We start from the raw sequence: 21,039 nt of genomic DNA, 5'->3' as shown, positions 1-21,039 counted from the left end.
AAAGTAATACATAATTGCATTGCTTTTGCCTTTTTTATAGTCTTCATTTAATCCTTATCTTGGCGAATACGTTACCACCGGAATGATCATTTCTTCTAATGAAATACCTCCATGCTGAAAGGTTTCGTTATAATAATTTACAAATTGGTTGTAATTGTTCGGGTAAACAAAATAACTATCCTCCCTTGCAAAAATATAACTGCTGCTAATGTTGATCTTAGGCAACAAGGCATCATGTGGGTTTTTAATCAAAAACACTTCTTTTGCATTAAAGTTAAGGTTTCTGCCCTGTTTATATCTTAAATTGGTATTCGTACTTCTATCACCGATAACCTTAACCGGTTTTTTAACACGGATGGTTCCATGGTCGGTGGTGATCACCACTTTTACCTGTTTTTGGGAGATTTTTTTCAATAAGTCCCAAAGTGGGGAATGCTCAAACCACGATAAGGTTAACGAACGGTAAGCGGCATCATCATTGGCCAATTCACGGATCATCTGCATATCGGTACGGGCATGGCTCAACATATCCACAAAGTTGAATACAATGGCGTTGAAATCATTCTGCAACAAATTATGTGTCTGATCAACCAGATCTTTTCCCTGCTCGAAAGTTAAAATTTTGTTGTAACTGAATTTACAATCTTTTCTTAAGCTGCGTTTAATGTTATCTGCAAGAAAAGCCTCTTCGTGCATATTTTTACCGCCTTCATCATCATCATTTTGCCAAAGCTGGGGGAAACGCTTTTCCATGTCCAAGGGCATCATGCCAGAGAAGATGGCGTTACGGGCATATTGTGTTGCAGTAGGTAAAATACTCGTATACATATCTTCCTCATCAATCCTGAAATATTCTGATATCAAAGGATTGATAATTTTCCACTGATCGTAACGTAAATTATCAATCAGGATAAAAAATACTGGTGTATTATCATTGATGTGCGGAAAAGCTTTTTTCTTTAGCAACTCATTCGAAAGCAAAGGAGCGGTATCCTTATTCTTGATCCAGTCAAGATAATTTTCTTCAATAAACTTAGTAAATTGCGTGTTGGCCTCCTGCTTTTGCATGGTTAAAATTTCATGCATCTGCGGGTCATCCAGTTTTTCCAATTCAAGTTCCCAGAAAACAATCTTTTTATACACATCCACCCACTCTTCATAATTTAGCCTATCGCCCAGTGTCATGCCCAAGCGGCGGAAATCCTGTTGATAAGCCATAGAAGTTTTCTCGCTTACCAGGCGTTTGTTATCGATTAGCTTTTTAATCGTTAGTAAAACCTGCTTAGGGTTTACAGGTTTAATCAGATAATCATCAATTTTACTGCCGATCGCATCTTCCATCAGGTTCTCTTCCTCACTCTTCGTAATCAGCACAACCGGAACATCGGGATTTAAATTTTTAATGGCAGACAGGGTTTCGATGCCACTCATTCCCGGCATATTCTCATCCAAAAAAACCAGGTCAAAATGCGCTTTTCCAAATGCCTCCAAAGCGTCGTTTCCATTGGTAAATGTAGTTACGTGATAACCTTTATCATTCAACAATAATATATGAGGTTTTAATAAGTCGATTTCATCATCGGCCCATAATATTCTAGTTTCTTGCATGTTTTTGTAAAAATAGGTAAGTATTGCCTTTTAATTCTGGCAGGTAAATCAAACTATAAATAAAAATAGCAATTTTTGTACCGTATCTATCTATTTAACTATTTTTAACGATTGAACAAGAAGAAAATAATAAATGATCCGGTTTACGGTTTCATCAGTATCCCTTCCGAATTGGTTTACGATGTAATCTCACATCCGTATTTCCAGCGATTGCGCTACATTAAACAGCTCGGAATGACGCATTTGGTTTATCCGGGGGCTTTACATACGCGTTTTCACCATGCTTTAGGTGCCATGCATTTAATGAGTTTGGCCATTAATCTTTTAAAAAGCAAAGGACACACCATTACCGATGGCGAAGAAGAAGCCGCCATTTTGGCCATTTTGCTGCATGACATTGGCCATGGCCCCTTTTCGCATGCTCTGGAGCACTCTTTGGTCAGCGGAATTAAACACGAAGATATTTCAGCAAAGCTGATGCGCGATCTGAATGTGCATTTCGGTGGACGCCTAACCCATGCCATTGAGATTTTTAATGGTACCTACCACAAAAAGTTTCTTCATCAATTGATCTCCGGTCAGCTGGATTTAGACCGGATGGATTATTTAAACCGCGATAGTTTTTTTACGGGTGTAAGCGAAGGCGTAATCAGTTTCGACCGGATTATCAAGATGTTTAACGTGTATGATGATGACCTCGTAATTGAAGAGAAAGGTATCTATTCGATCGAGAAATTTTTAATTGCGCGCAGACTAATGTACTGGCAGGTTTATCTGCACAAGACGGTGATATCAGGAGAGATGATCCTGGTGAAATTGCTGGAACGTGCAAAAGAACTATCGGCTGCCGGAGAAGACCTATTTGCTTCACCATCATTAAATTATTTCTTAAAAAACAATATCAACGAGGGCAATTTCTTTGCTCAGCACGAGAATCTGGAGCACTTTACCAACCTTGATGACCAGGATATTTACGCAGCGGTTAAAGTTTGGACCAAACATCCCGATAAAATTTTGTCTACCCTGTGTAAAATGCTTACCTCAAGAAATTTATATAAGGTAGAAATGGGCAATGAAAAAGCAAGTGATGACCGGGTAAATTTTTTGCAGGATGCAGCCGTTAATCTATTAGAAATCAAACCTGAAGAAGCGCGGTATTTTGTTTTTACCGATTCGATCCAAAACCGGGCTTATAACGCAGGGGTCGGAAATATCAAGATTCTGATGAAAAATAACGATATTGTAGATATTGCAAAGGCTTCCGATTTATCCAACCTGGAGTCGCTACAAAAAACTGTAGAAAAATATATCCTCTGTTACCCCAGAGGGATTTAAGTTTATTTAACAAAATATTTAACTTTTGCTGCCGTTTTAAGTCTTATTATTGTGTAAAATATACACAGCTTAACTCTAGCAGGTTTTTTTGTTCATATCAATTTAACATATACCTTTGTACGATGCAATTTACTGCCACGCAGATAAGTCAGTTTTTGAACGGTTCCATTGATGGCAACCCAGATGTAGCCGTTACCGAACTTTCCAAAATAGAAGACGGGAAGGAAGGTTCTTTGTCTTTTCTTTCTAACCCTAAGTACGAAAACTTCTTGTATTCTACTCAGGCGTCAGTTGTTATCGTTTCAAAAGACTTCGCCCCTACACAGCCTTATACCAGCACCCTAATCCGTGTTGAAAACCCATATAGCTCCTTCACCATTTTACTGGATAAATACAATGAAGCTATAAATGCACAAGCTGCTCAATCGGGCATCGACAAGCTGGCTTTTGTACATCCATCGGCAAAAATTGGCAAAAATGTATTTATCGATGCTTTTGCTTATGTAGCGGAAAATGTAGAAATTGGTGATGGATGCAAGCTAAACGCTCAAACATTTATTGGTGCAAACTCTAAAATTGGCGAAAACAGCACGTTTTTTCCAGGTGTAAAAGTTTACCATAACACGGTAATCGGCAAAAGAGTTACGATCCATTCTAATACGGTTATCGGAAGCGACGGATTTGGTTTCGCACCACAAAAAGACGGCACCTATAATAAAATCCCTCAAATAGGGAACGTTATTATTGAAGATGATGTAGAAATTGGCGCAAATACAACGGTCGATCGCGCAACAATGGGATCAACAATTGTTAAAAAAGGCGCAAAGATTGATAACCTGATCCAAATTGCACACAATGTAGAAATTGGTGAAAACACTGTTTTAGCTGCACAATCGGGCATATCAGGAAGTACAAAAATTGGCCCTAATAGTGTTGTTGGCGGACAAGTAGGTATTGCCGGTCATTTAACCCTGGCCAAGGGCACTCAGATTGGCGCCCAGGCCGGTATCAATTTTAATATTACAGAAGAAAATAAACAATGGCATGGCAGTCCGGCGCAGCCCTTACGCAACTGGATGCGTGCCTCCGTAATTTTCAAACATCTTCCAGATGTAGAGAAAAGAATAAACGCGCTCGAAGACGAATTGAAAAAGCTTACAGCTGAACTGGAAAAGAATACAATACACAATGAACGTTAGACAAAAAACGATTAAACAAGAAATATCAGCATCTGGTGTTGGTTTACACACAGGCGCTAATGTGACTTTAACATTTTGCCCCGCTCCCGAAAATCATGGCTTTAAATTTCAGCGTATTGATTTAGACGGGCATCCGATTATCGAAGCTGATGCAGATAACGTAACCGATACTTCACGCGGAACAACCCTTACTCAGAATGGCGCTAGCGTAAGCACCGTAGAGCATGTAATGGCTTCTTTAGTGGGTATGGACTTAGATAACGTGCTGATTAAGTTAGATGGACCAGAAACACCGATTATGGACGGTAGCTCTATCCAATTTGTTGATTTATTGGAAGAAGTTGGTACCGTAGAGCAAAATGCAGATCGTGAGTATTTCACCATCCCTCATAACATCACCTACACGGAAGAAGATAGAAAAGTAGAAATTGTGGCCATGCCGCTTGACGACTATCGTTTTACGTGTATGATCGATTATAATTCTCCTGTTTTGGGCAGTCAGCATGCCGGCATTAATACCATTGCAGAGTTTAAGAAAGAAATTGCTTCTTGCCGTACTTTCTGTTTCTTACACGAATTAGAGTATCAGCTATCGCACAACTTAATTAAAGGTGGTGATTTAAATAACGCCATTGTAATTGTGGATAAAGAGGTGACCAAGGACGAATTAAGCCACCTGGCAAAATTATTCAACCGTAAGGATATCGATGTTGCTCCGCAAGGAATTTTGAACAACATGGAACTGCGTTACCAAAACGAGCCTGCCCGTCATAAACTATTGGATATGATCGGCGATTTAGCTTTGGTTGGGATGCACTTAAAAGGCCACATTATGGCCGCACGACCTGGTCATGCGGCAAACGTTGCTTTTGCTAAAAAAATTAAAGCGGCCATTAAAAAAGAAAAAAACAAAAAAATACAAAAGGTATACGATCCAAGTGCAAAGCCATTATATGATGTTGTTCAGATTATGGACATTTTGCCTCACCGTCAGCCATTTTTATTTGTAGATAAAATATTAGAACTTTCAAAAAACCATGTGGTAGGCGTTAAAAACGTAACCATGAACGAAGAGTTTTTTAGAGGGCATTTTCCTGGTGCACCTGTTTTTCCGGGTGTAATCCAAATTGAAGCTATGGCCCAGGTTGGTGGTATCTTAGTGTTGAGTACCGTTCCGGATCCTAGAAATTATTTAACTTATTTCTTAAAGATTGATAACGTACGTTTTAGAGCGCAGGTGCTTCCTGGAGATACGATTGTTTTCCGTTGCGATTTACTCGAACCAATCAGACGGGGCATTGCCCAGATGAAAGGCGTAGGTATGGTTGGCGAAAAAATCGTTGTCGAAGCCGAAATGATGGCTCAAATTTCAAAAATTAAACAAGCAGAACCCATCCAATAATGATACAACCCTTAGCATACATACATCCCCAGGCAAAGATTGCCGAAAACGTGGTAATCGAACCCTTTGTAGTGATACATAAAGACGTTGTAATTGGAGAGGGAACCTGGATCGGATCGAATGTTACCATTATGGATGGTGCACGGATCGGCAAAAACTGCCGCATCTTTCCTGGTGCCGTAATTTCCGGCGAGCCGCAGGATTTAAAATTTGCTGGTGAAGTTACCACAGCGGAAATTGGCGACAATACGACTATCCGTGAGTGTGTTACCATCAACCGTGGTACCAAAGATAAATGGAAAACCACTATCGGCAGCAATTGTTTAATTCAGGCTTACTCACACATCGCACACGATTGTGAAGTTGGCAACAACTGTATTTTCTCGAACAGTACTACTTTGGCCGGCCATATCACCATTGGAAACAATGTAGTTTTGGCTGGTTTGGTTGCGATACATCAATTTGTTAAAGTAGGTTCTTATGCTTTCGTTACCGGTGGTTCATTGGTTCGTAAAGATGTTCCACCTTATGTAAAAGCTGCGCGCGAGCCACTTTCTTATGCCGGTATCAACTCTGTTGGTTTGCGCAGAAGAGGTTTCACCAACGAACAGATTGATGAAATCCAGGAAATTTACCGCGTACTTTTCGTAAAACACAATAATGTAACCAAAGCTTTAGATATGATCGAGGCCGAATTTAAACCGACGGAAATCCGTGATGAAATTGTAGATTTTATCCGTAATTCCAACCGCGGGGTAATGAAGGGTTTCGGAATGGGCAGTTAATTAAGGAGAAAAGCTGAAGGGTTTAAGGTTGAGGTTTAAACTTATGCCTTAAACCAAATTCAAAAAAATATCATGAGTGATTTAACGCTAATCAGGACCGATTCAGACCATGCCGATTTTAGCGCACTGGTTACTTTATTGGATCAGGATTTAGCGCTTAGAGATGGTGATGAGCATGCTTTTTATGCTCAGTTTAATAAAATTGATGCCATTAATGAGGTTATTGTAGCTTATCAACATGACCTTCCCGTTGCCTGTGGCGCGATAAAACCTTTCTCCGTAACCGAAGCAGAAGTGAAAAGGATGTTCGTTCATCCAGATCATAGAAAAAAAGGGATCGCGGCCAAAGTTTTAAATGAGTTAGAGCATTGGGCTGCTGAACTGGGGTTTTCTGCATGTGTTTTAGAAACCGGCAAAAAACAGCCGGAGGCCATTGCACTTTATCAAAAGGTGGGTTATCACATCACGCCCAACTACGGTCAATACATTGGCGTTGACAATAGCGTTTGTATGATTAAACTGCTTAACAAATCCTGATATCCACCTCTCGATAGTTGAAACAATGAATATCTCTTTAAATAATGTTGGCAGAAGGTTTAACAAGGAGTGGATTTTTAGAAATTTAAGTGCTGAATTTTCCTCTGGAAATAGTTATGCCATACTCGGCCCCAATGGCTCTGGTAAATCAACATTATTAAGTGTGCTAACAGGTAGTTTATCTCCTTCTGAGGGTGAAATTTCATTCTCAGACACTAAAGAGATTCTTATAGAAAATATTTATAAATACATCAGTTTAGCCGCTCCATACCTAGAGCTGGTTGAAACCTTTACCTTAAAAGAGAGTATCGATTTCCATTTTAAGTTCAAAAATTTTGCCCCGGGTATTGATGCAAAAAAGCTGATAACCATATTGGGATTGGAAAAAGCTGCGCACAAACAGATCAAGTACTTTTCGTCGGGAATGAAGCAAAGAACCAAACTAGCTTTGGCATGCTGTACGGATACACCAATTTTATTTTTAGACGAGCCAACAAGCAATTTAGACGTTCAGGGGATAAGTTGGTACCGCGAATTGATCGAAAATTTTGGAAAAGACCGTCTTATGATAATTGGCTCCAATCAATCTCAAGAATACGATTTCTGCACAAATCAGATACAAATATCAGATTATAAGTAAGTTAACCACAAAATTCACCCACTACGAAACGTCTGTTTTGTCATACATTTGTATTATAAATAAATTTTTTAAAAATTATTTTGTAATTAACAAATTATACTTACCTTTGCACCACCAAAAAGAGAAACAATTATTAATTTCATCTCTTCAAGTAAAAGATCAGATTTTCCGTATTCCGGAATAAATATATAGCCCGTAGAAGGCAAAGAGTTTTTCATAGTTTAGTTTGAGGTTTAGGTTGATTATGCCTTTGGAGTGGTTCCCAAAGGCATTTCTTTTATACGGGATTTGTGTATGCTTCCAGGCCAATGAACTCATGACTATTGAACCAATGAACTACATTTTTTCCTTTCCAATTCATCATTCCTTTTTTTAACTTTGGTGCTCAAAAATTAACAAAACAATATTTCAATATAAAATGGCAAAGGCATCAGAAGTAAAGAGCGGAAATGTGCTTCGTTTTAACGGAGAGTTGGTCAGTGTAGAAGAATACATCCACCGTACCCCCGGAAATTTAAGGGCTTTTTATCAATCGCGTATGCGTAACGTAAAAACCGGTAAAATTGTCGAATACCGTTTCCGTACAGATGAAGAGGTGACCATTTGCCGGGTAGAGACCAACGACTATCAATATCTTTATGAAGATGGCGACTATCTAGTGGTGATGGACAACAATACTTTTGAGCAGTACAACATCCCTAAACTGCTTTTCGGGAATTCCATCAAGTTTTTAAAAGAAGGCATGAATGTAACTATTGCTTTTGAGAGCGACGAACCCATAGTTGCGCAACTGCCAAATAGTGTAGAATTAGAAATCACCTATTCAGAACCCGCCGTAAAAGGCGATACCTCCACCAGTGCGCAAAAATATGCCACTGTAGAAACCGGGGCAGAAATCAGGGTTCCTTTATTTATTAACCAGGGCGATAAGGTTAAGGTTGACACCAAAACCGGTGAATATATGGAAAGAGTGAAATAGTATAACCAGGGTGCTAAATTTTTCCTAAAACCCTAAGCCTTATACCCTAAACCTTTATAGGTTTTTATCAAAATAATTTTACCTTTGCCGTCACGAAAAACTGAAATATAAATCCAATTTAGGATCATACAATATGGCAAAAGCATCAGAAATTAAAACAGGCAACATTCTTCGTATCAATAACGAATTGGTTACTGTTGACGAATGGAATCACCGTACACCAGGAAAAGGTGGCGCATTTTACACAGGGAAATTCCGTAACATTAAATCGGGCAGAATTGTTGAGGCACGGATGAATACCGACGAAGCTGTTGAAATCTGCCGCGTTGAAACCAACGATTACCAATATTTATACGAAGAAGGTGATTATCTGGTTGTAATGGACAACAACAGTTATGAGCAATTTAATGTAGAGAAGTCTTTATTTGGCTCAGCTATCAAATTTTTAAAAGAAGGCATGAACATTATTGTTTCTATGGAAAGTGAAGAAGCAATTATGGCTCAATTACCAAACTTTGCGGAATTTGAGATAACCTATTCGGAGCCAGCAGTGAAAGGTGATACTTCTACAAATGCATTAAAGGCCGCAACATTAGAAAATGGTGTTGAAGTTAAAGTTCCAATGTTTGTGAACCAGGGCGATAAAATTAAAATTGATACACGCACAGGTGACTACGTTGAGCGTGTAAAATAATACCACCCTATATAAAAAAGCCTCTGATTAAACAATTTCAGAGGCTTTTTTGGCTTTATCTAAATCTGTAAAATTTAAGAAACCTTGTAGGGCTGTAAAATATTTACCTTAGCTATTATGTTAAAAGCAGAAATCAGAAAGCAAGCGCTAAACGATAGATTGTTAATAAGCGAGGCTGCCTACACAGAATTAAACAAAGCCCTCTTAAAACAGTTTAAAAGGCTTGATTTCAGCAAAATTAATACGCTGCATATCTTTTTGCCTATTTCAGAGAAAAAGGAACCCGATACTTTTCTATTGATCGAATGGCTCAATAAAAATCATCCTGAAATTAAAATTATTGTGCCTAAAGCCGATTTTGAAACAGCACTCATGACGAATCATGAATACCTGGGTATTGATGACCTACAGAAAAACCTGTATAATATTCTGGAACCACAAAAGGGAGCCCTTCACGAAGGGGATGTAGATCTAGTACTTGTTCCACTTTTAGCTTTCGATAAACAGGGTTACCGTGTAGGTTATGGCAAAGGTTTTTACGACCGCTTCCTTGAGGGTTTAAATGCTCAGAAAATAGGCTTATCTTTGTATTCTGCTATCGAAAAAATCGATGATGTAAATCAACACGACATCAGGTTGGATTTTTGCATTACACCAACAGAAATTATAAAATTTTAAGCTTACCGGCATGCCACAAGAAATCGTTATCAAAACCGAAAAACAGTACGAAGACAACATGATTGCGGTATTCGAATTACAGGAAAAGGAAGAATTAACAGCCGAAGACCTGAAACAGATCGACCTGATGCTGAAGGCTGGAGAAAAATACGAGGCCGAACATTTGTAACTTCGTTCATTAGTTCAACAGCCATTGGTTCATTAGGCTGGGTACCTCATAAAAGCTGTCACCTTTTTCAAGCCTGTAAATCTGGCGCTAATAATAAGATGTTTTCTGAAACATAAAGCATCCTGAAACAAGTCCAGGAAGACGCCACTCCGGGAATATTCCGTGTTTCTGTGGCCTCCGTGGACAACCTTAAGAAGTATATGCCTTTACAAAATCACTCACCAGATAAGCAACCAATTTAGAAGTTAGTTTACTTACCCGGCCATCCAGCATGCGCGTGGCACCCTCGCTAAGGTGCAAATAAGAAAATTTCTTTGCAGAAGTCAAAATTAATTTACGGATATCGTTAACGGCAAAACCTGACGGCGTTTCTGCACTCGACAGTACATTCTGGATGCAATCCAGATCAATTTCCAGACCTGCCACTGGTCCTATTTCATTAACGAAATTATTAAAATCAACTCCAGCTAAAATATCATCAAAAAATACTGCCTTTAACTTCGGATCAGTATCTATCCGTTTTAAAATGGCTTCATTATTATAGTTTTGATGCAGGCCGTACATCAAATAATTGTTCAGATAATTTTCCTTTAAGGCATAAGAAAATCCATTGCCACTGTGCCTTCCTTCAAGCTCCCGTAAATCAGCATGGGCATCCACATTCAAAACAGCTATTGGTTTTTTATTCGCTAAAGAAAGTCCTTTGATGATCGGATAAGCATTATTATGTCCCCCACCGATTACAATCGGGATTTTACCCGCAGCTACAATTTTTTCTATAATGGGATAAACCAGGTCGTCAATCTCAGCCACCTTATTCTTTAAACCTTTTATAGAAGAATCTTCTGGCTCATTGATTTCCAAATGCCCCAGAACCAAAACTCCCGCTCCGCTTAAAAACCGATTGCTTTGGATATTTAGGAAAGCAGTTAAACTTGGCTTCCAGCTAGATGCTGCACCTGCAATACCGGCGTTGGCACGTACCCCGATATCTTCGGGAATACCCAACAGCACAAACTTTGCCTTCGCACTCTCCAGTTCATCCCAGGAGGATAAAACAGCCACTCTTTCGCCAAGTTTGGTTTCTCCATCGCGGGGGATAATCAAACGATCAATGTCGCTTTGGGAATATATTCTAAGGTTATCCATTATAAATTTCACCGTTTAAAATAGCAGTTTCTATTTGCGTTTCGCCAAAACTATAGGGCAGATAAGCAATAGAGGGTATTGGCTTCGTAATAAATAGATTGGCTTTTTTACCAATAGTGATGCTTCCGTAATGGTCACTAACCTCCATTGCTGCTGCACCATTTAATGTTGCGGCGTTTATGGCCTGCTCTGGAAACATCTTCATTTTAATACAAGCAAGCGACACCACAAAATTCATATTTCCAGAGGGTGTTGAACCCGGATTGTAATCAGTAGCCAAAGCAACAGGCAAATCAGCTTTAATGAAGCTTTTAGCATCTGCAAATGGAATACCCAGGTAAAACGAGCAGGAAGGCAATAATGTTACAATGGTATCGGCTTTACTCAAAGTTTCGATGGTTTCTGCATTGCTTTCTTCAAGGTGATCAACAGAAATGGCCTTGTTTTGCACTGAAACCTCTACTCCACCCGAAACAGAGAGCTGGTTGACATGTACTTTTGGTTTTAATCCATATTTTGCTCCCGCTTTCAATATTTGATCGGTTTCTTCTAAGGAAAAAAAACCCTTTTCACAAAAAACATCAATATAATCGGCAAGCTTTTCTTCGGCAATTCTTGGCAGCATCTCATTGACGATTAAATTGATATAACCCTGATGATTGTTTTTAAATTCAGCAGGGTAAGCATGGGCGGCTAAAAAAGTTGCCTTAATTGGAATCGGAAAGCGATCTTTCAACCTTCGGATTACCCTAAGCATTTTGAGTTCGCTTTCTGTAGTTAAACCATAACCACTTTTAATTTCGACAGCTCCTGTTCCCTGAAGGATCATTTGCTTTAACCTCATAGCTGCACTTTCAAACAATTCATCTTCTGATGCTTTTTGGAGCTTTCTGGCTGAATTTAAGATCCCTCCCCCTGCTGCTGCAATTTCCTCATAACTTTTGCCTTGTATTTTCATGGCAAATTCTTCTTCACGCGGGGCCGCAAAAACAATATGCGTGTGGCTATCGCACCAGGAAGGGAACACATAACGGCCCTCGGCATTGTAAGATGGAAAATGTGTAATGGAGGATGGAAGATCCTTCATCTCTCCGAAATCTTCGATTAGCCCGTCTTTAATTAAAAGCCAGGCATTTTCAAGAGTAGGTAAATGATCTAATTCGCTGCCCCGTAGCACTAATTTATCTTTGGGATGCAGGCCTACAAGGCCTTTTATGTTTGTGATTAGCATTTGGTTAGGTGAAGGTTGATTGTTTAAACTGTATAAATTGGTTAATTGAGTCTTGGCCACAGTTAACCGATTTAAACAATTAACCAGTTAACCAAATCCTTAATCTAGCTCTAAAAGAACAGGACAATGATCAGAATGTATCGCATCGGGTAAAATTTTGACGTTTTTTAAACGATGTTCCATAGGTTTAGTTGCCAAATGGTAATCGATACGCCACCCCAGGTTCTTTCCTCTCGAACCGGCACGGTAACTCCACCAGGTATAATGATGCGGGTCTTTGTTAAAGTAGCGGAAGGTATCAATGAAACCATTGTCTAAAAATAACTGCATCCATTCCCTTTCTTCTGGCAAGAATCCTGATGAATTGGCATTTGATTTAGGATTATGGATATCTATAGCAGTATGACAGATATTGTAATCGCCGCTCACAATTAAATTTGGGATTTCTTTTCTCAATTCTCCGATATAGACATCAAAAAACCGCATAAATTCGTACTTTTTTACTTGTCTATCATCACCGCTCGAACCCGAAGGCATATACAGACTCATTAGAGAGAAATCATCAAAATCAGCTCTTAAAATCCGGCCTTCTCTATCTATCCATTCTTCCCCACAGCCAAATTCTACATGCTTGGGTTTAATTTTCGATAAAATGGCTACACCGCTATAGCCCTTTTTTTCGGCCGGGAACCAGTAATGATGGTAGCCCAATTGTTCGATCAGGGCAATAATTTCTGGTATCTGCGATGGCAAAGCCTTTACTTCCTGCAAACAGACCATATCAGCATCTGTAGCCTGAAGCCAGCCAAAAAAGTTTTTGGTACTTGCCGCCCTAATCCCGTTAACGTTATAGGAGATAATCTTCATCCAGTAAAATTTCAATTGTTGTGGGCGGTAAATTTAGGAATTAATTGATTAAATGCTTAGCAATTCAATTAATGATAGGTATTGGCAACCGTCATCTCGACTGGATCGCAGTGGAATGGAGTAGATCTCCTGACTACGTTGCACGCGATAGAGCTATCAGGGCCGCTTGAGACAACACCAATTAGGTGACATCGAATGACGATATATCCTTGATCAACCGAGCAACAGCTGCTTCTCTAACTTCTTCGCTTCCCTCCTTTTCAAAACAGTGATTTCCATTTTCACATCCTGTTTTGGGCGGTTATTTTTATCAGTTGCCAGGGTTGCTATTTTATCAACCATATCCAATCCCACCACTATTTCACCGTAAACGGTGTAGTTTCTATCCAGATGAGGCGTACCTCCAATTGTTTTATACACTTCGCGCTGCCATCCGGGAATCTTGAATTTCAGGCGCTTTTCCTCTACATTATCCAGTTGTTGGTCTGTAAAAACTTTTCCCTGGACCAGATAAAACTGGCTTCCGCTTGAGGCTTTGGCCGGATTAACATCATCACCTTCTCTTGCTGCAGCTAAAACACCTTTCTTATGGAACAAACTATCATTAAATTCAGCAGGGATGGTATATTTCGGCCCACCATTACCCAGTAAAGAATCGGGTCTGGCATTCTTAGAATCTGGATCACCCCCCTGGATCATGAAATCCTTGATTACCCGATGAAACAAAACACCATTATAATACCCTGCCTTGGTTAGTTTCAAAAAATTATCCCGGTGCAAAGGTGTTTGGTTATACAGCTTCACGATACATTCTCCAAATTCGGTTTTAATGCGGACATATTGATTTTTAGGCTTTGCCGCAAAAGCAGAAAGCATTGAAAAAGCGCAGAGAAATAATAATATTTTCTTCATTTGATTGGTGTTTGAAGCTAAATTAAGTTAAAAAATGAAATTCAATAAATAAATGCTGGCATTATTCGTTTTTTTTTGCTTTACCTTTGTACTAATGAAGTTAAAACAAAAAATAGCACTTTCTTTGGCTGTATTCTATGCAGTTAGTGTTATGGGTTTGGCTTTAAGTCTCCATTTCTGTGGGGGCAAACTAGAAAACGTTAAACTTTTTAGCAACGAGGTTTCCTGCAAATTTTGCAAGGATATTCCTGCCGAAAAGAAAGATGACGGTTGTTGCAAAAACACCCAGGTTACGGTAAAAGTTAAAGATAGTCACCAAACAGAGGCACAGGTACAAATGCCAAAGCTATTTTCTATCCAGCTTTTTCTTCACCACCCGGTTGCTGCATTTCAAAGCAACATTTTTCCAAAGTTTTTTAGTAAAATCTCAAACAAGGCACCGCCATTATCCTCGCGGATCGCGCTTCACGTTTTCAATTGCATCTTTAGGAATTAGGATTTTATACATCTCCTCGTCAATGCATCATTCAGCATTTCGACAGGCGCTATGTGACATTTTTTAAAATTCTAATTCAAAAAATCATGAAAGCAATAAAAATTTTCAGCATCATTATGCTATTCTTCGCTGTTAATGTTTCAGCGCAACAAATATCTTCAGCAGATTTACAGGTAACTGGTTTAACCTGTTCGATGTGTTCAAAAGCAACACAAAAGTCTTTAGAGTCCCTAAATTTTATCAGCAGTGTAAAACCAGATTTAAATAAAAATATTTTTGTTCTCACCTTTAAAAAGGACGCGAATATTAGTCTTGATCTGGTTCGCAAAAAAGTTCAGGATGCAGGTTTTTCCGTTGGGGCCTTAACTGCAAATTTCAATTTTAACGATGTAAAGGTAGACGACAAAGGCCAGGCTATAGTTGACGGAAACGTATACCGCTTTGTAAATGTGAAAGGTAAAACGCTTAGCGGTACAATAAAAGCCAGCGTGGTGGATAAGGATTTTATTTCGGGATCAGCCTTTAAAAAACAAGCGGCAACCGCAAACTCTGATGCTTATGCAAGTGGATCAGGCGTGGTTAACGGTAAGAAAACACGTATTTATCATCTAGTTCTTTCTTAAGATGAAGCGCATATTCATATTGGCGCTGATATTTATTGGCGCTTATAACCTTGCGGCTGCACAAGAATTATATGTATTTACCGAGCCTGCCAGCAATATGCCCACCAAATCAATCGGTGTCCGTATTACCAACGAAGGAATGTTTAACTATCCAGGTTATGTAAGCAGGACCATTCCGGAAGTAATGATCGGTTTTAACAAAAACCTGATGATGCATGCTCAAGGATTTTTATCCGATATGGATGGAAAATACCGTTTAGAAGGTGGAAGTCTTTATGCGAAGTACCGCTTTTTATCTATGGATGAGGCGCACAGCCATTTTAGGGTATCAGCCTTTGGACGGGCAAGTACAAGCAAACGGCCAACATACACCAGAGACATCAACCTAGAAGGCGACAACAGCGGTGTTCAGGGTGGATTGATTTTTACGCAGCTTTTGCACAAGCTGGCACTTTCGTCAACTTTGGGTTATGCACATGCCTTCGAAAACAGCGACAGGCAAATTGCCGGAATGCCACAGCCTAAAAATATGCTATCCTACAGTTTATCATCGGGTTACCTTGTTTTGCCTGTGGTTTATAAAGATTATAAACAGCCGAACTTTAATGTATATTTAGAGTTACTGGGCAAAACCGATCCAGAGAGTGGTCAATCGTATTTAGATATTGCCCCGGCTATACAGATGGTTTTGAACAGTACAACACGGATCGATTTCGGTTACCGCTTTCAGGCCACTGGAAATATGGATAACCGATATACCAAAAACATGTACCTGCTCAGGGCAGAATTTAATTTCTTTAACGTTTTAAAATAATATAAAAAAGATGAAACCATCATGGTGCTCCAATTTAAATAAATCACTTAAGCCATGATCGCTTTATCACCATTAAAAACAATATAAAAAAGATGAAAAAAATATTAGGATTAGTTGCCATGATAACAATCGCAACAACAGCTTTCACTTACGCACAAGATAAAACCGATGTAGCCTTAAATCAGGTATTAACGGCTTATTACGATGTAAAAAATGCATTGGCGACAGATAAAAAAGACCTCGCCATCGAAAAGGTAAAAATTTTGTCTGCCAAAGTAAATGCGGTGAACCATACAGACTTGCCTGCTGATCAGCATAAAATATTTATGGAACAAGCGGCGATCATTAAAAGTAAAGCCGCTCAACTTGCCGGCTCGAATGATATCAAAACACAAAGAAAAGCTTTTGAAGGGATTTCTTACGCGATGATCAAAACCCTGAAAGGCCTGAAATTTAACAGTCAAACGGTTTATGTTCAACACTGCCCAATGGCGAAAGCGAGCTGGTTAAATGAAAAAGAAAACATCGAGAATCCATATTATGGAAGCATGATGTTTGATTGCGGTGATGTTTCAGAAACCATAAAATCGAACTGATGAAACTGCATATCAAAAATATGGTATGCAACCGTTGTAAAATGGTGGTTAAAGCTGAGCTCGAAAAGCTTGGCTTTAAACCATTATTGGTTGAACTTGGCGAAGTTACACTGACCGAAAATATTTCATCAGCGGATAAAACCAGGATATCAGAAAACCTCACCCATTTTGGATTCGAATTACTAGAGGACAAGAAAACCCAGATTGCAGAGCAGATTAAAACCACGATTATTAATCTGGTCCATTATACCAAAGAACCCTTAAAAATCAATCTCTCCACTTATTTAAACGAGCAGCTCAGGCTAGAATATGCCAGTTTAAGCAGCATTTTCTCAGAACTCGAAAATCAAACCATTGAGAAGTATTTCATTGCCCAAAAAATAGAAAAAGCAAAAGAAATGCTTGCTTATGGCGAACTTACGCTCAGCGAGATTGCCTATCAATTAAATTATAGTAGCGTTGCACACCTATCGGCACAATTTAAAAAAGTAACCGGCATTACACCCTCGGTTTATAAAACGGCTTTTACAGATAGCAGGAAAACCCTGGATGAAGTGTAGGTAGAATGAAAGAGGAAAGGTGGATGATGGGTGAAAGAATAGACCATAGTTAATGGTTAGATGGTTCATAGCCTAAAGCATAAGCAGTTAGCTAGTTGGCAGTTTTCAGTTAACAATTTGGATAATCCATCAGTTAACCGTTTTAAACAGTTAACCGGTTAACCACCGAATTTCTTACCATACGTCAAGACTGATCAGCTGATTCTCAGCTACATTTGTACCTAAATAAAATTACTAGTTATGAAAAAATTATTCTTATTTCTGATCGCTACTTCAATCGGTGTGGCATCATTTGCACAAACAAGCTGGAAAATAGATCCGATGCACTCGTTTGTTAATTTTTCAGTTAAACACATGGGCATTTCTTTTGTTGATGGCTCGTTTAAAAAATTCGACGGAACAGTTACGGCATCGAAACCAGACTTAACTGATGCTAAAATTAGCTTTACAGTTGATGTAAATAGCGTTACTACAGGTGTTGATATGAGGGATGGCCATTTAAAAACTGACGATTTCTTCAATGCGGCTACTTATCCGACAATGAAATTCGAAGGTACTTCATTCAAAAAATTAAGTGGTAACAACTACGAGTTAAGTGGAAAATTAACCATCCGCGACGTAACCAAAGACGTAAAATTTGCTGTTGTTTATGGTGGTACAGCTAAAGACCAACAGGGCAATACTAAAGCTGGTTTTGGCGCAACAACAACCATTAACCGTTTGGATTACAACATTAAATATGATCCAACAGGTGCTGGCGTTGCCAAAGACGTTGCCATTAAATTAAACCTGGAGTTTGTTCAGGCGAAATAATTGATAAGATTGTGATTCCGGGCTTGACCCGGAATCTTTCTCATTAGATCCTGAAGCAAGTTCAGGAGGACGATTATTTAAATTTATATAGACCAACCACTCCTTATGTCCACAATATCTCAATTCAGGAACTTTACTCAACGTTTACCCCAAACAGATCTAATGCCCGCAATCTTTATCGGCCATGGTTCTCCTATGAACGGTATCGAAAACAATGAGTTTAGTCAGAGTTGGGCAGAATTGGCAAAGCATATTCCGGTGCCAAAAGCCGTGTTGGTGGTATCGGCACATTGGTATACACATGGCACTTTTGTTACCGCAATGGATTTCCCCAGTACCATACACGATTTTGGTGGCTTTCCACAGGCACTTTTTGACGTGCAATACCCTGCACCTGGCGATCCAAAATTGGCGGCAGAAATACCCGGCTTAATCCACACTACTCCTGTTGGCTTAGATCATGATTGGGGTTTAGATCATGGCACGTGGACTGTGGTAAAACACATGTATCCGAATGCTGATATCCCGGTTCTTCAGTTAAGTATAGATTACACCAAATCGCCTGAGCAACATTATGAAATTGCCAGAGAAATTTATGCGCTCCGTAAAAAAGGAATATTGGTTTTAGGCAGCGGAAATATGGTGCACAACCTACGCATGTTAAGCTGGGAAATGATTAACGGAGGTGGTTACGATTGGGCGATCGAAATGAATGATACGTTCAAAAACTTAATTGCGAATGGCGATCATCAGCCTTTGATTAATTACCGCAACCTTGGTACCGATGCGATGTTAGCCATCCCTACCCCAGAGCATTATTTACCGCTGATTTATACCCTTGGCATGAAAAACGATAAGGAAGAGGTTTCTTTCTTTAATGATAAAGCGGTAGGTGGTTCGTTAACGATGACTTCGGTTTTGGTGGGATAAGTTAGGGTTTAGGGTTTAGGGTTTAGGGTTTAGGGTTTAGGGTTTAGGGTTTAGAAAGGAACAGATCGTTAAAGAACTTGTTTTTTATCTGAAACCTTAATTTTCTTAACTCCTTAATGATGAAAAACGAAATAACGCTCTCTACATAGGAAAGAGAGTACACATAGACTTTTGGGGGTTGCTCGAAACGACAATTATTCACAGCATATCAGTACACTAAAAATTCTATAACACTTTATGATTATTCTGTAACGCTTATCGGCTTGTGAAGCGGTAAATTTGTATAAAGAATTTAATCATGACACACACTTATCAACTTACAGGTATGACCTGTGGCGGTTGCGAAAATAAAGTTAAAAGTAACCTGCTCGTTTTACCAGATATAACTTCTGTAGAGGTTTCGAAAGATACCAATTCTGCCACCATTAGCATGGATAAACACATTGGTTTAGATACGCTTCAACAAGCATTAGGCGGCACAGACAGCAAATATCAAATTTCTGCAACGCATCACAACGAAACACTCGAAGAAGCAAAATCCTGGGCCGAAACCTATAAACCCATTTTGTTAATTTTCGGATACGTTACCGCAATAGCACTGGTGGTTTCGTGGCAAGGAAATGGAATTAACTTCATGGTATTTATGCGCATTTTTATGGCGGGTTTCTTCCTTACCTTCTCCTTCTTTAAAATGCTCAACCTGAAAGGCTTTGCCGAAAGTTATGCCATGTACGATATTGTTGCCAAAAAGTTTAGTCCCTGGGGTTATATCTATGCTTTTATCGAACTTGGATTAGGGCTTTCTTTCGCCTTAAACTTATCTCCTACCCTTGTCAATTGGGTTACACTGATCGTCATGACCATAAGCATCCTGGGTGTTTTGGAAAGTGTTTTAAACAAAAAAAAGATTCAGTGCGCCTGTTTGGGTGCTGTGTTTAACCTGCCCATGAGCACCGTAACCATTGTTGAAGATGCGATCATGATTGCGATGAGTGCAGCCATGCTGATTTTGATGTAAGCTATTGCCGCTTATACCTAAATTCCGATTTTCGGCTTTTACCATTCAGCTCGCCTTCAATCCAGGCGAGCATTTCTTTTTTCCCCTGGTTTTCATACACTATTCTTTGTGGAAAATCGTGCTCCTTATTTTCAAAAATGTAAATCTTATCCTTTGTAGAAACCAGCTTAAAGCAAACTTCTTTACCTTCATTCTGATTGGCAACAGTTGAACAATAGAAAATTTCTTTCCCTATTTTTCTAATCTGTAATGTTTCACTAAGCACGCTGTCGCCCTTGGCATTTATTCTATAACTCTTACCGCTCAGTGTTTGATCTGAGTTTTGCACCCATTGTTCTACAATTTTACCCTTGGCTGTTTGCATTTCCCATGAGCCCAAAACAAAAGCAAAAGTTTTTGATGGATCTTTTTGTGCCTGGACATGCATTGAAAAGCCAACCAGGAATAAGATGATGAAATTTTGTATGCCTCTTTTCATTTTGCTATCGTATTGGTAATGTGTGCGAGATGGTGTTTGCCATGCCAGGCATACATACCCAGCATATTTGCCAAGCTAAGTTCTTTCCCTTGCGCAGGATGAATATATTTTCTTTGGTAATCCTCAACCCTCAATGTTTTCAAAAAAACAACCCAGCGCCGGTGTAAAGCCGCTAATAAATTAACGGACAGTATAATGTCTCCATCTTTTGCTTCTCCGGTTTCAGCCCAACGTTCTTCAAAGTATGGTCTGATTACGGGAATATCTTCGGTAACGGCCTGTTTGAAACGGATATAGGCGTTAAGATGGCTATCCGGAATATGGTGAACAACCTGCCTCAGTGTCCAGCCTCCGGGGCGATAGGCTTGGTTTAATTCTTCAACTGTCAAGCTTTCAGTCGCTTTTTTGACCTGGTCGGGTAAAGCCTCGATTTCAGAAATCCAGATATCGATTTGTTTCTGATCGAAAATTTCGGGCATTGAAAATTGACCAATGGGGTATTTAAGCTGTTCTAAATTCATGAAAC

Annotated in this window: 26 protein-coding genes; 18 read left to right on the top strand and 8 right to left on the bottom strand. The window is 39.3% G+C overall.

Going from position 1 to position 21,039, the window contains the following annotated elements; all coding sequences use genetic code 11:
• Positions 1–54: 54 nt before the first annotated feature.
• A complete protein-coding gene (gene porX / locus AC04Q1_RS09060; RefSeq protein ID WP_478363845.1) occupies positions 55–1,608 on the bottom strand; it encodes a T9SS response regulator signal transducer PorX in 1,554 nt (517 codons plus the stop codon).
• Between the two features lie 111 nt (positions 1,609–1,719).
• Between porX and AC04Q1_RS09055 the strand changes: the two genes are divergently transcribed.
• From AC04Q1_RS09055 to AC04Q1_RS09030, 6 genes are all read left to right on the top strand, one after another.
• The gene (locus AC04Q1_RS09055; RefSeq protein WP_478363843.1) at positions 1,720–2,943 is read left to right on the top strand and encodes an HD domain-containing protein; all 1,224 of its coding nucleotides are present in this window, start codon (positions 1,720–1,722) and stop codon (positions 2,941–2,943) included.
• Between the two features lie 122 nt (positions 2,944–3,065).
• Positions 3,066–4,142 carry a UDP-3-O-(3-hydroxymyristoyl)glucosamine N-acyltransferase gene (gene lpxD / locus AC04Q1_RS09050; protein ID WP_478363841.1) on the top strand — a complete coding sequence of 359 codons (1,077 nt, stop codon included), beginning with the start codon at positions 3,066–3,068 and terminating at the stop codon, positions 4,140–4,142.
• On the top strand, positions 4,132–5,544 hold the full coding sequence (locus tag AC04Q1_RS09045) for a bifunctional UDP-3-O-[3-hydroxymyristoyl] N-acetylglucosamine deacetylase/3-hydroxyacyl-ACP dehydratase (protein WP_478363839.1): 1,413 nt from the start codon (positions 4,132–4,134) through the stop codon (positions 5,542–5,544). The genes lpxD and AC04Q1_RS09045 overlap by 11 nt, the downstream gene beginning before the upstream one ends.
• Positions 5,544–6,329, top strand: coding sequence for an acyl-ACP--UDP-N-acetylglucosamine O-acyltransferase (gene lpxA, locus AC04Q1_RS09040; protein WP_029274294.1), 786 nt, complete (start codon positions 5,544–5,546; stop codon positions 6,327–6,329). The genes AC04Q1_RS09045 and lpxA overlap by 1 nt, the downstream gene beginning before the upstream one ends.
• Before the next feature lie 72 nt (positions 6,330–6,401).
• Positions 6,402–6,866 carry a GNAT family N-acetyltransferase gene (locus tag AC04Q1_RS09035; protein ID WP_478363836.1) on the top strand — a complete coding sequence of 155 codons (465 nt, stop codon included), beginning with the start codon at positions 6,402–6,404 and terminating at the stop codon, positions 6,864–6,866.
• A 25-nt stretch (positions 6,867–6,891) separates the two neighbouring features.
• On the top strand, positions 6,892–7,506 hold the full coding sequence (locus AC04Q1_RS09030; RefSeq protein ID WP_478363834.1) for an ABC transporter ATP-binding protein: 615 nt from the start codon (positions 6,892–6,894) through the stop codon (positions 7,504–7,506).
• An 86-nt stretch (positions 7,507–7,592) separates the two neighbouring features.
• Here AC04Q1_RS09030 and AC04Q1_RS09025 read toward each other — a convergent pair whose 3' ends face one another.
• On the bottom strand, positions 7,593–7,724 hold the full coding sequence (locus tag AC04Q1_RS09025) for a hypothetical protein (RefSeq protein WP_478363833.1): 132 nt from the start codon (positions 7,722–7,724) through the stop codon (positions 7,593–7,595).
• 200 nt (positions 7,725–7,924) lie between these two features.
• Between AC04Q1_RS09025 and efp (AC04Q1_RS09020) the strand changes: the two genes are divergently transcribed.
• From efp (AC04Q1_RS09020) to AC04Q1_RS09005, 4 genes are all read left to right on the top strand, one after another.
• Positions 7,925–8,485: an elongation factor P gene (efp, locus tag AC04Q1_RS09020; RefSeq protein WP_316843352.1), complete on the top strand. Its 561-nt coding sequence runs from the start codon at positions 7,925–7,927 to the stop codon at positions 8,483–8,485.
• 133 nt (positions 8,486–8,618) lie between these two features.
• Positions 8,619–9,179 carry an elongation factor P gene (efp, locus tag AC04Q1_RS09015; RefSeq protein WP_478363831.1) on the top strand — a complete coding sequence of 187 codons (561 nt, stop codon included), beginning with the start codon at positions 8,619–8,621 and terminating at the stop codon, positions 9,177–9,179.
• A gap of 117 nt (positions 9,180–9,296) precedes the next feature.
• Positions 9,297–9,857, top strand: coding sequence for a 5-formyltetrahydrofolate cyclo-ligase (locus AC04Q1_RS09010; protein WP_478363829.1), 561 nt, complete (start codon positions 9,297–9,299; stop codon positions 9,855–9,857).
• Between the two features lie 10 nt (positions 9,858–9,867).
• On the top strand, positions 9,868–10,026 hold the full coding sequence (locus tag AC04Q1_RS09005; RefSeq protein WP_440790984.1) for a hypothetical protein: 159 nt from the start codon (positions 9,868–9,870) through the stop codon (positions 10,024–10,026).
• 189 nt (positions 10,027–10,215) lie between these two features.
• On the opposite strand, the gene AC04Q1_RS09000 is transcribed toward AC04Q1_RS09005, so the two are convergent.
• The 4 genes from AC04Q1_RS09000 to AC04Q1_RS08985 form a co-directional block, all read right to left on the bottom strand.
• The gene (locus AC04Q1_RS09000; RefSeq protein WP_478363827.1) at positions 10,216–11,175 is read right to left on the bottom strand and encodes a formimidoylglutamase; all 960 of its coding nucleotides are present in this window, start codon (positions 11,173–11,175) and stop codon (positions 10,216–10,218) included.
• Positions 11,168–12,406 (bottom strand): imidazolonepropionase, encoded by a 1,239-nt coding sequence (gene hutI / locus AC04Q1_RS08995; RefSeq protein ID WP_478363825.1) that lies wholly within the window; start codon positions 12,404–12,406, stop codon positions 11,168–11,170. The genes AC04Q1_RS09000 and hutI overlap by 8 nt, the downstream gene beginning before the upstream one ends.
• Before the next feature lie 99 nt (positions 12,407–12,505).
• Entirely contained in the window at positions 12,506–13,273 is a 768-nt protein-coding gene (locus tag AC04Q1_RS08990; RefSeq protein WP_478363824.1) for an exodeoxyribonuclease III, read from the bottom strand.
• A 213-nt stretch (positions 13,274–13,486) separates the two neighbouring features.
• The gene (locus AC04Q1_RS08985) at positions 13,487–14,185 is read right to left on the bottom strand and encodes a peptidylprolyl isomerase (RefSeq protein ID WP_478363822.1); all 699 of its coding nucleotides are present in this window, start codon (positions 14,183–14,185) and stop codon (positions 13,487–13,489) included.
• Between the two features lie 94 nt (positions 14,186–14,279).
• On the opposite strand from AC04Q1_RS08985, the gene AC04Q1_RS08980 reads away from it, so the two are divergent.
• The 8 genes from AC04Q1_RS08980 to AC04Q1_RS08945 all read left to right on the top strand — a co-directional run bounded on the left by AC04Q1_RS08980 (position 14,280) and on the right by AC04Q1_RS08945 (position 20,035).
• Positions 14,280–14,681 carry an HYC_CC_PP family protein gene (locus AC04Q1_RS08980; protein ID WP_478363820.1) on the top strand — a complete coding sequence of 134 codons (402 nt, stop codon included), beginning with the start codon at positions 14,280–14,282 and terminating at the stop codon, positions 14,679–14,681.
• Between the two features lie 86 nt (positions 14,682–14,767).
• Positions 14,768–15,304 (top strand): heavy-metal-associated domain-containing protein, encoded by a 537-nt coding sequence (locus AC04Q1_RS08975; protein ID WP_478363819.1) that lies wholly within the window; start codon positions 14,768–14,770, stop codon positions 15,302–15,304.
• A gap of 1 nt (position 15,305) precedes the next feature.
• Positions 15,306–16,118 carry a transporter family protein gene (locus tag AC04Q1_RS08970; protein WP_478363818.1) on the top strand — a complete coding sequence of 271 codons (813 nt, stop codon included), beginning with the start codon at positions 15,306–15,308 and terminating at the stop codon, positions 16,116–16,118.
• A gap of 92 nt (positions 16,119–16,210) precedes the next feature.
• Complete coding sequence (locus AC04Q1_RS08965) at positions 16,211–16,714, top strand: DUF3347 domain-containing protein (RefSeq protein WP_478363816.1); 504 nt, start codon at positions 16,211–16,213, stop codon at positions 16,712–16,714.
• On the top strand, positions 16,714–17,274 hold the full coding sequence (locus AC04Q1_RS08960) for a helix-turn-helix domain-containing protein (protein WP_478363814.1): 561 nt from the start codon (positions 16,714–16,716) through the stop codon (positions 17,272–17,274). The genes AC04Q1_RS08965 and AC04Q1_RS08960 overlap by 1 nt, the downstream gene beginning before the upstream one ends.
• Before the next feature lie 240 nt (positions 17,275–17,514).
• Positions 17,515–18,087, top strand: a complete 573-nt coding sequence (locus AC04Q1_RS08955) for a YceI family protein (protein WP_478363812.1) — start codon at positions 17,515–17,517, stop codon at positions 18,085–18,087.
• A gap of 162 nt (positions 18,088–18,249) precedes the next feature.
• Positions 18,250–19,017, top strand: a complete 768-nt coding sequence (ygiD, locus tag AC04Q1_RS08950) for a 4,5-DOPA-extradiol-dioxygenase (RefSeq protein WP_478363810.1) — start codon at positions 18,250–18,252, stop codon at positions 19,015–19,017.
• 298 nt (positions 19,018–19,315) lie between these two features.
• Complete coding sequence (locus AC04Q1_RS08945) at positions 19,316–20,035, top strand: heavy-metal-associated domain-containing protein (protein WP_478363808.1); 720 nt, start codon at positions 19,316–19,318, stop codon at positions 20,033–20,035.
• 1 nt (position 20,036) lies between these two features.
• Here AC04Q1_RS08945 and AC04Q1_RS08940 read toward each other — a convergent pair whose 3' ends face one another.
• Positions 20,037–20,513, bottom strand: a complete 477-nt coding sequence (locus AC04Q1_RS08940; RefSeq protein WP_478363806.1) for a DUF6265 family protein — start codon at positions 20,511–20,513, stop codon at positions 20,037–20,039.
• Positions 20,510–21,034, bottom strand: a complete 525-nt coding sequence (locus AC04Q1_RS08935) for a YfiT family bacillithiol transferase (protein ID WP_478363804.1) — start codon at positions 21,032–21,034, stop codon at positions 20,510–20,512. The genes AC04Q1_RS08940 and AC04Q1_RS08935 overlap by 4 nt, the downstream gene beginning before the upstream one ends.
• Positions 21,035–21,039: the final 5 nt, after the last annotated feature.

The organism is Pedobacter humicola (assembly GCF_056490705.1).
The sequence above is the reverse complement of the archived record's forward strand: the minus strand, read 5'-3'. Positions and strand labels throughout refer to the sequence as shown.

Coding starts and splice junctions, on each gene's coding strand:
- porX (WP_478363845.1), bottom strand. CDS start 1,608: ATGCAAGAAACTAGAATATTATGGGCCGATGATGAAATCGACTTATTA.
- lpxD (WP_478363841.1), top strand. CDS start 3,066: ATGCAATTTACTGCCACGCAGATAAGTCAGTTTTTGAACGGTTCCATT.
- AC04Q1_RS09045 (WP_478363839.1), top strand. CDS start 4,132: ATGAACGTTAGACAAAAAACGATTAAACAAGAAATATCAGCATCTGGT.
- lpxA (WP_029274294.1), top strand. CDS start 5,544: ATGATACAACCCTTAGCATACATACATCCCCAGGCAAAGATTGCCGAA.
- AC04Q1_RS09035 (WP_478363836.1), top strand. CDS start 6,402: ATGAGTGATTTAACGCTAATCAGGACCGATTCAGACCATGCCGATTTT.
- AC04Q1_RS09030 (WP_478363834.1), top strand. CDS start 6,892: ATGAATATCTCTTTAAATAATGTTGGCAGAAGGTTTAACAAGGAGTGG.
- AC04Q1_RS09025 (WP_478363833.1), bottom strand. CDS start 7,724: ATGAAAAACTCTTTGCCTTCTACGGGCTATATATTTATTCCGGAATAC.
- efp (WP_316843352.1), top strand. CDS start 7,925: ATGGCAAAGGCATCAGAAGTAAAGAGCGGAAATGTGCTTCGTTTTAAC.
- efp (WP_478363831.1), top strand. CDS start 8,619: ATGGCAAAAGCATCAGAAATTAAAACAGGCAACATTCTTCGTATCAAT.
- AC04Q1_RS09010 (WP_478363829.1), top strand. CDS start 9,297: ATGTTAAAAGCAGAAATCAGAAAGCAAGCGCTAAACGATAGATTGTTA.
- AC04Q1_RS09005 (WP_440790984.1), top strand. CDS start 9,868: ATGCCACAAGAAATCGTTATCAAAACCGAAAAACAGTACGAAGACAAC.
- AC04Q1_RS09000 (WP_478363827.1), bottom strand. CDS start 11,175: ATGGATAACCTTAGAATATATTCCCAAAGCGACATTGATCGTTTGATT.
- hutI (WP_478363825.1), bottom strand. CDS start 12,406: ATGCTAATCACAAACATAAAAGGCCTTGTAGGCCTGCATCCCAAAGAT.
- AC04Q1_RS08990 (WP_478363824.1), bottom strand. CDS start 13,273: ATGAAGATTATCTCCTATAACGTTAACGGGATTAGGGCGGCAAGTACC.
- AC04Q1_RS08985 (WP_478363822.1), bottom strand. CDS start 14,185: ATGAAGAAAATATTATTATTTCTCTGCGCTTTTTCAATGCTTTCTGCT.
- AC04Q1_RS08980 (WP_478363820.1), top strand. CDS start 14,280: ATGAAGTTAAAACAAAAAATAGCACTTTCTTTGGCTGTATTCTATGCA.
- AC04Q1_RS08975 (WP_478363819.1), top strand. CDS start 14,768: ATGAAAGCAATAAAAATTTTCAGCATCATTATGCTATTCTTCGCTGTT.
- AC04Q1_RS08970 (WP_478363818.1), top strand. CDS start 15,306: ATGAAGCGCATATTCATATTGGCGCTGATATTTATTGGCGCTTATAAC.
- AC04Q1_RS08965 (WP_478363816.1), top strand. CDS start 16,211: ATGAAAAAAATATTAGGATTAGTTGCCATGATAACAATCGCAACAACA.
- AC04Q1_RS08960 (WP_478363814.1), top strand. CDS start 16,714: ATGAAACTGCATATCAAAAATATGGTATGCAACCGTTGTAAAATGGTG.
- AC04Q1_RS08955 (WP_478363812.1), top strand. CDS start 17,515: ATGAAAAAATTATTCTTATTTCTGATCGCTACTTCAATCGGTGTGGCA.
- ygiD (WP_478363810.1), top strand. CDS start 18,250: ATGCCCGCAATCTTTATCGGCCATGGTTCTCCTATGAACGGTATCGAA.
- AC04Q1_RS08945 (WP_478363808.1), top strand. CDS start 19,316: ATGACACACACTTATCAACTTACAGGTATGACCTGTGGCGGTTGCGAA.
- AC04Q1_RS08940 (WP_478363806.1), bottom strand. CDS start 20,513: ATGAAAAGAGGCATACAAAATTTCATCATCTTATTCCTGGTTGGCTTT.
- AC04Q1_RS08935 (WP_478363804.1), bottom strand. CDS start 21,034: ATGAATTTAGAACAGCTTAAATACCCCATTGGTCAATTTTCAATGCCC.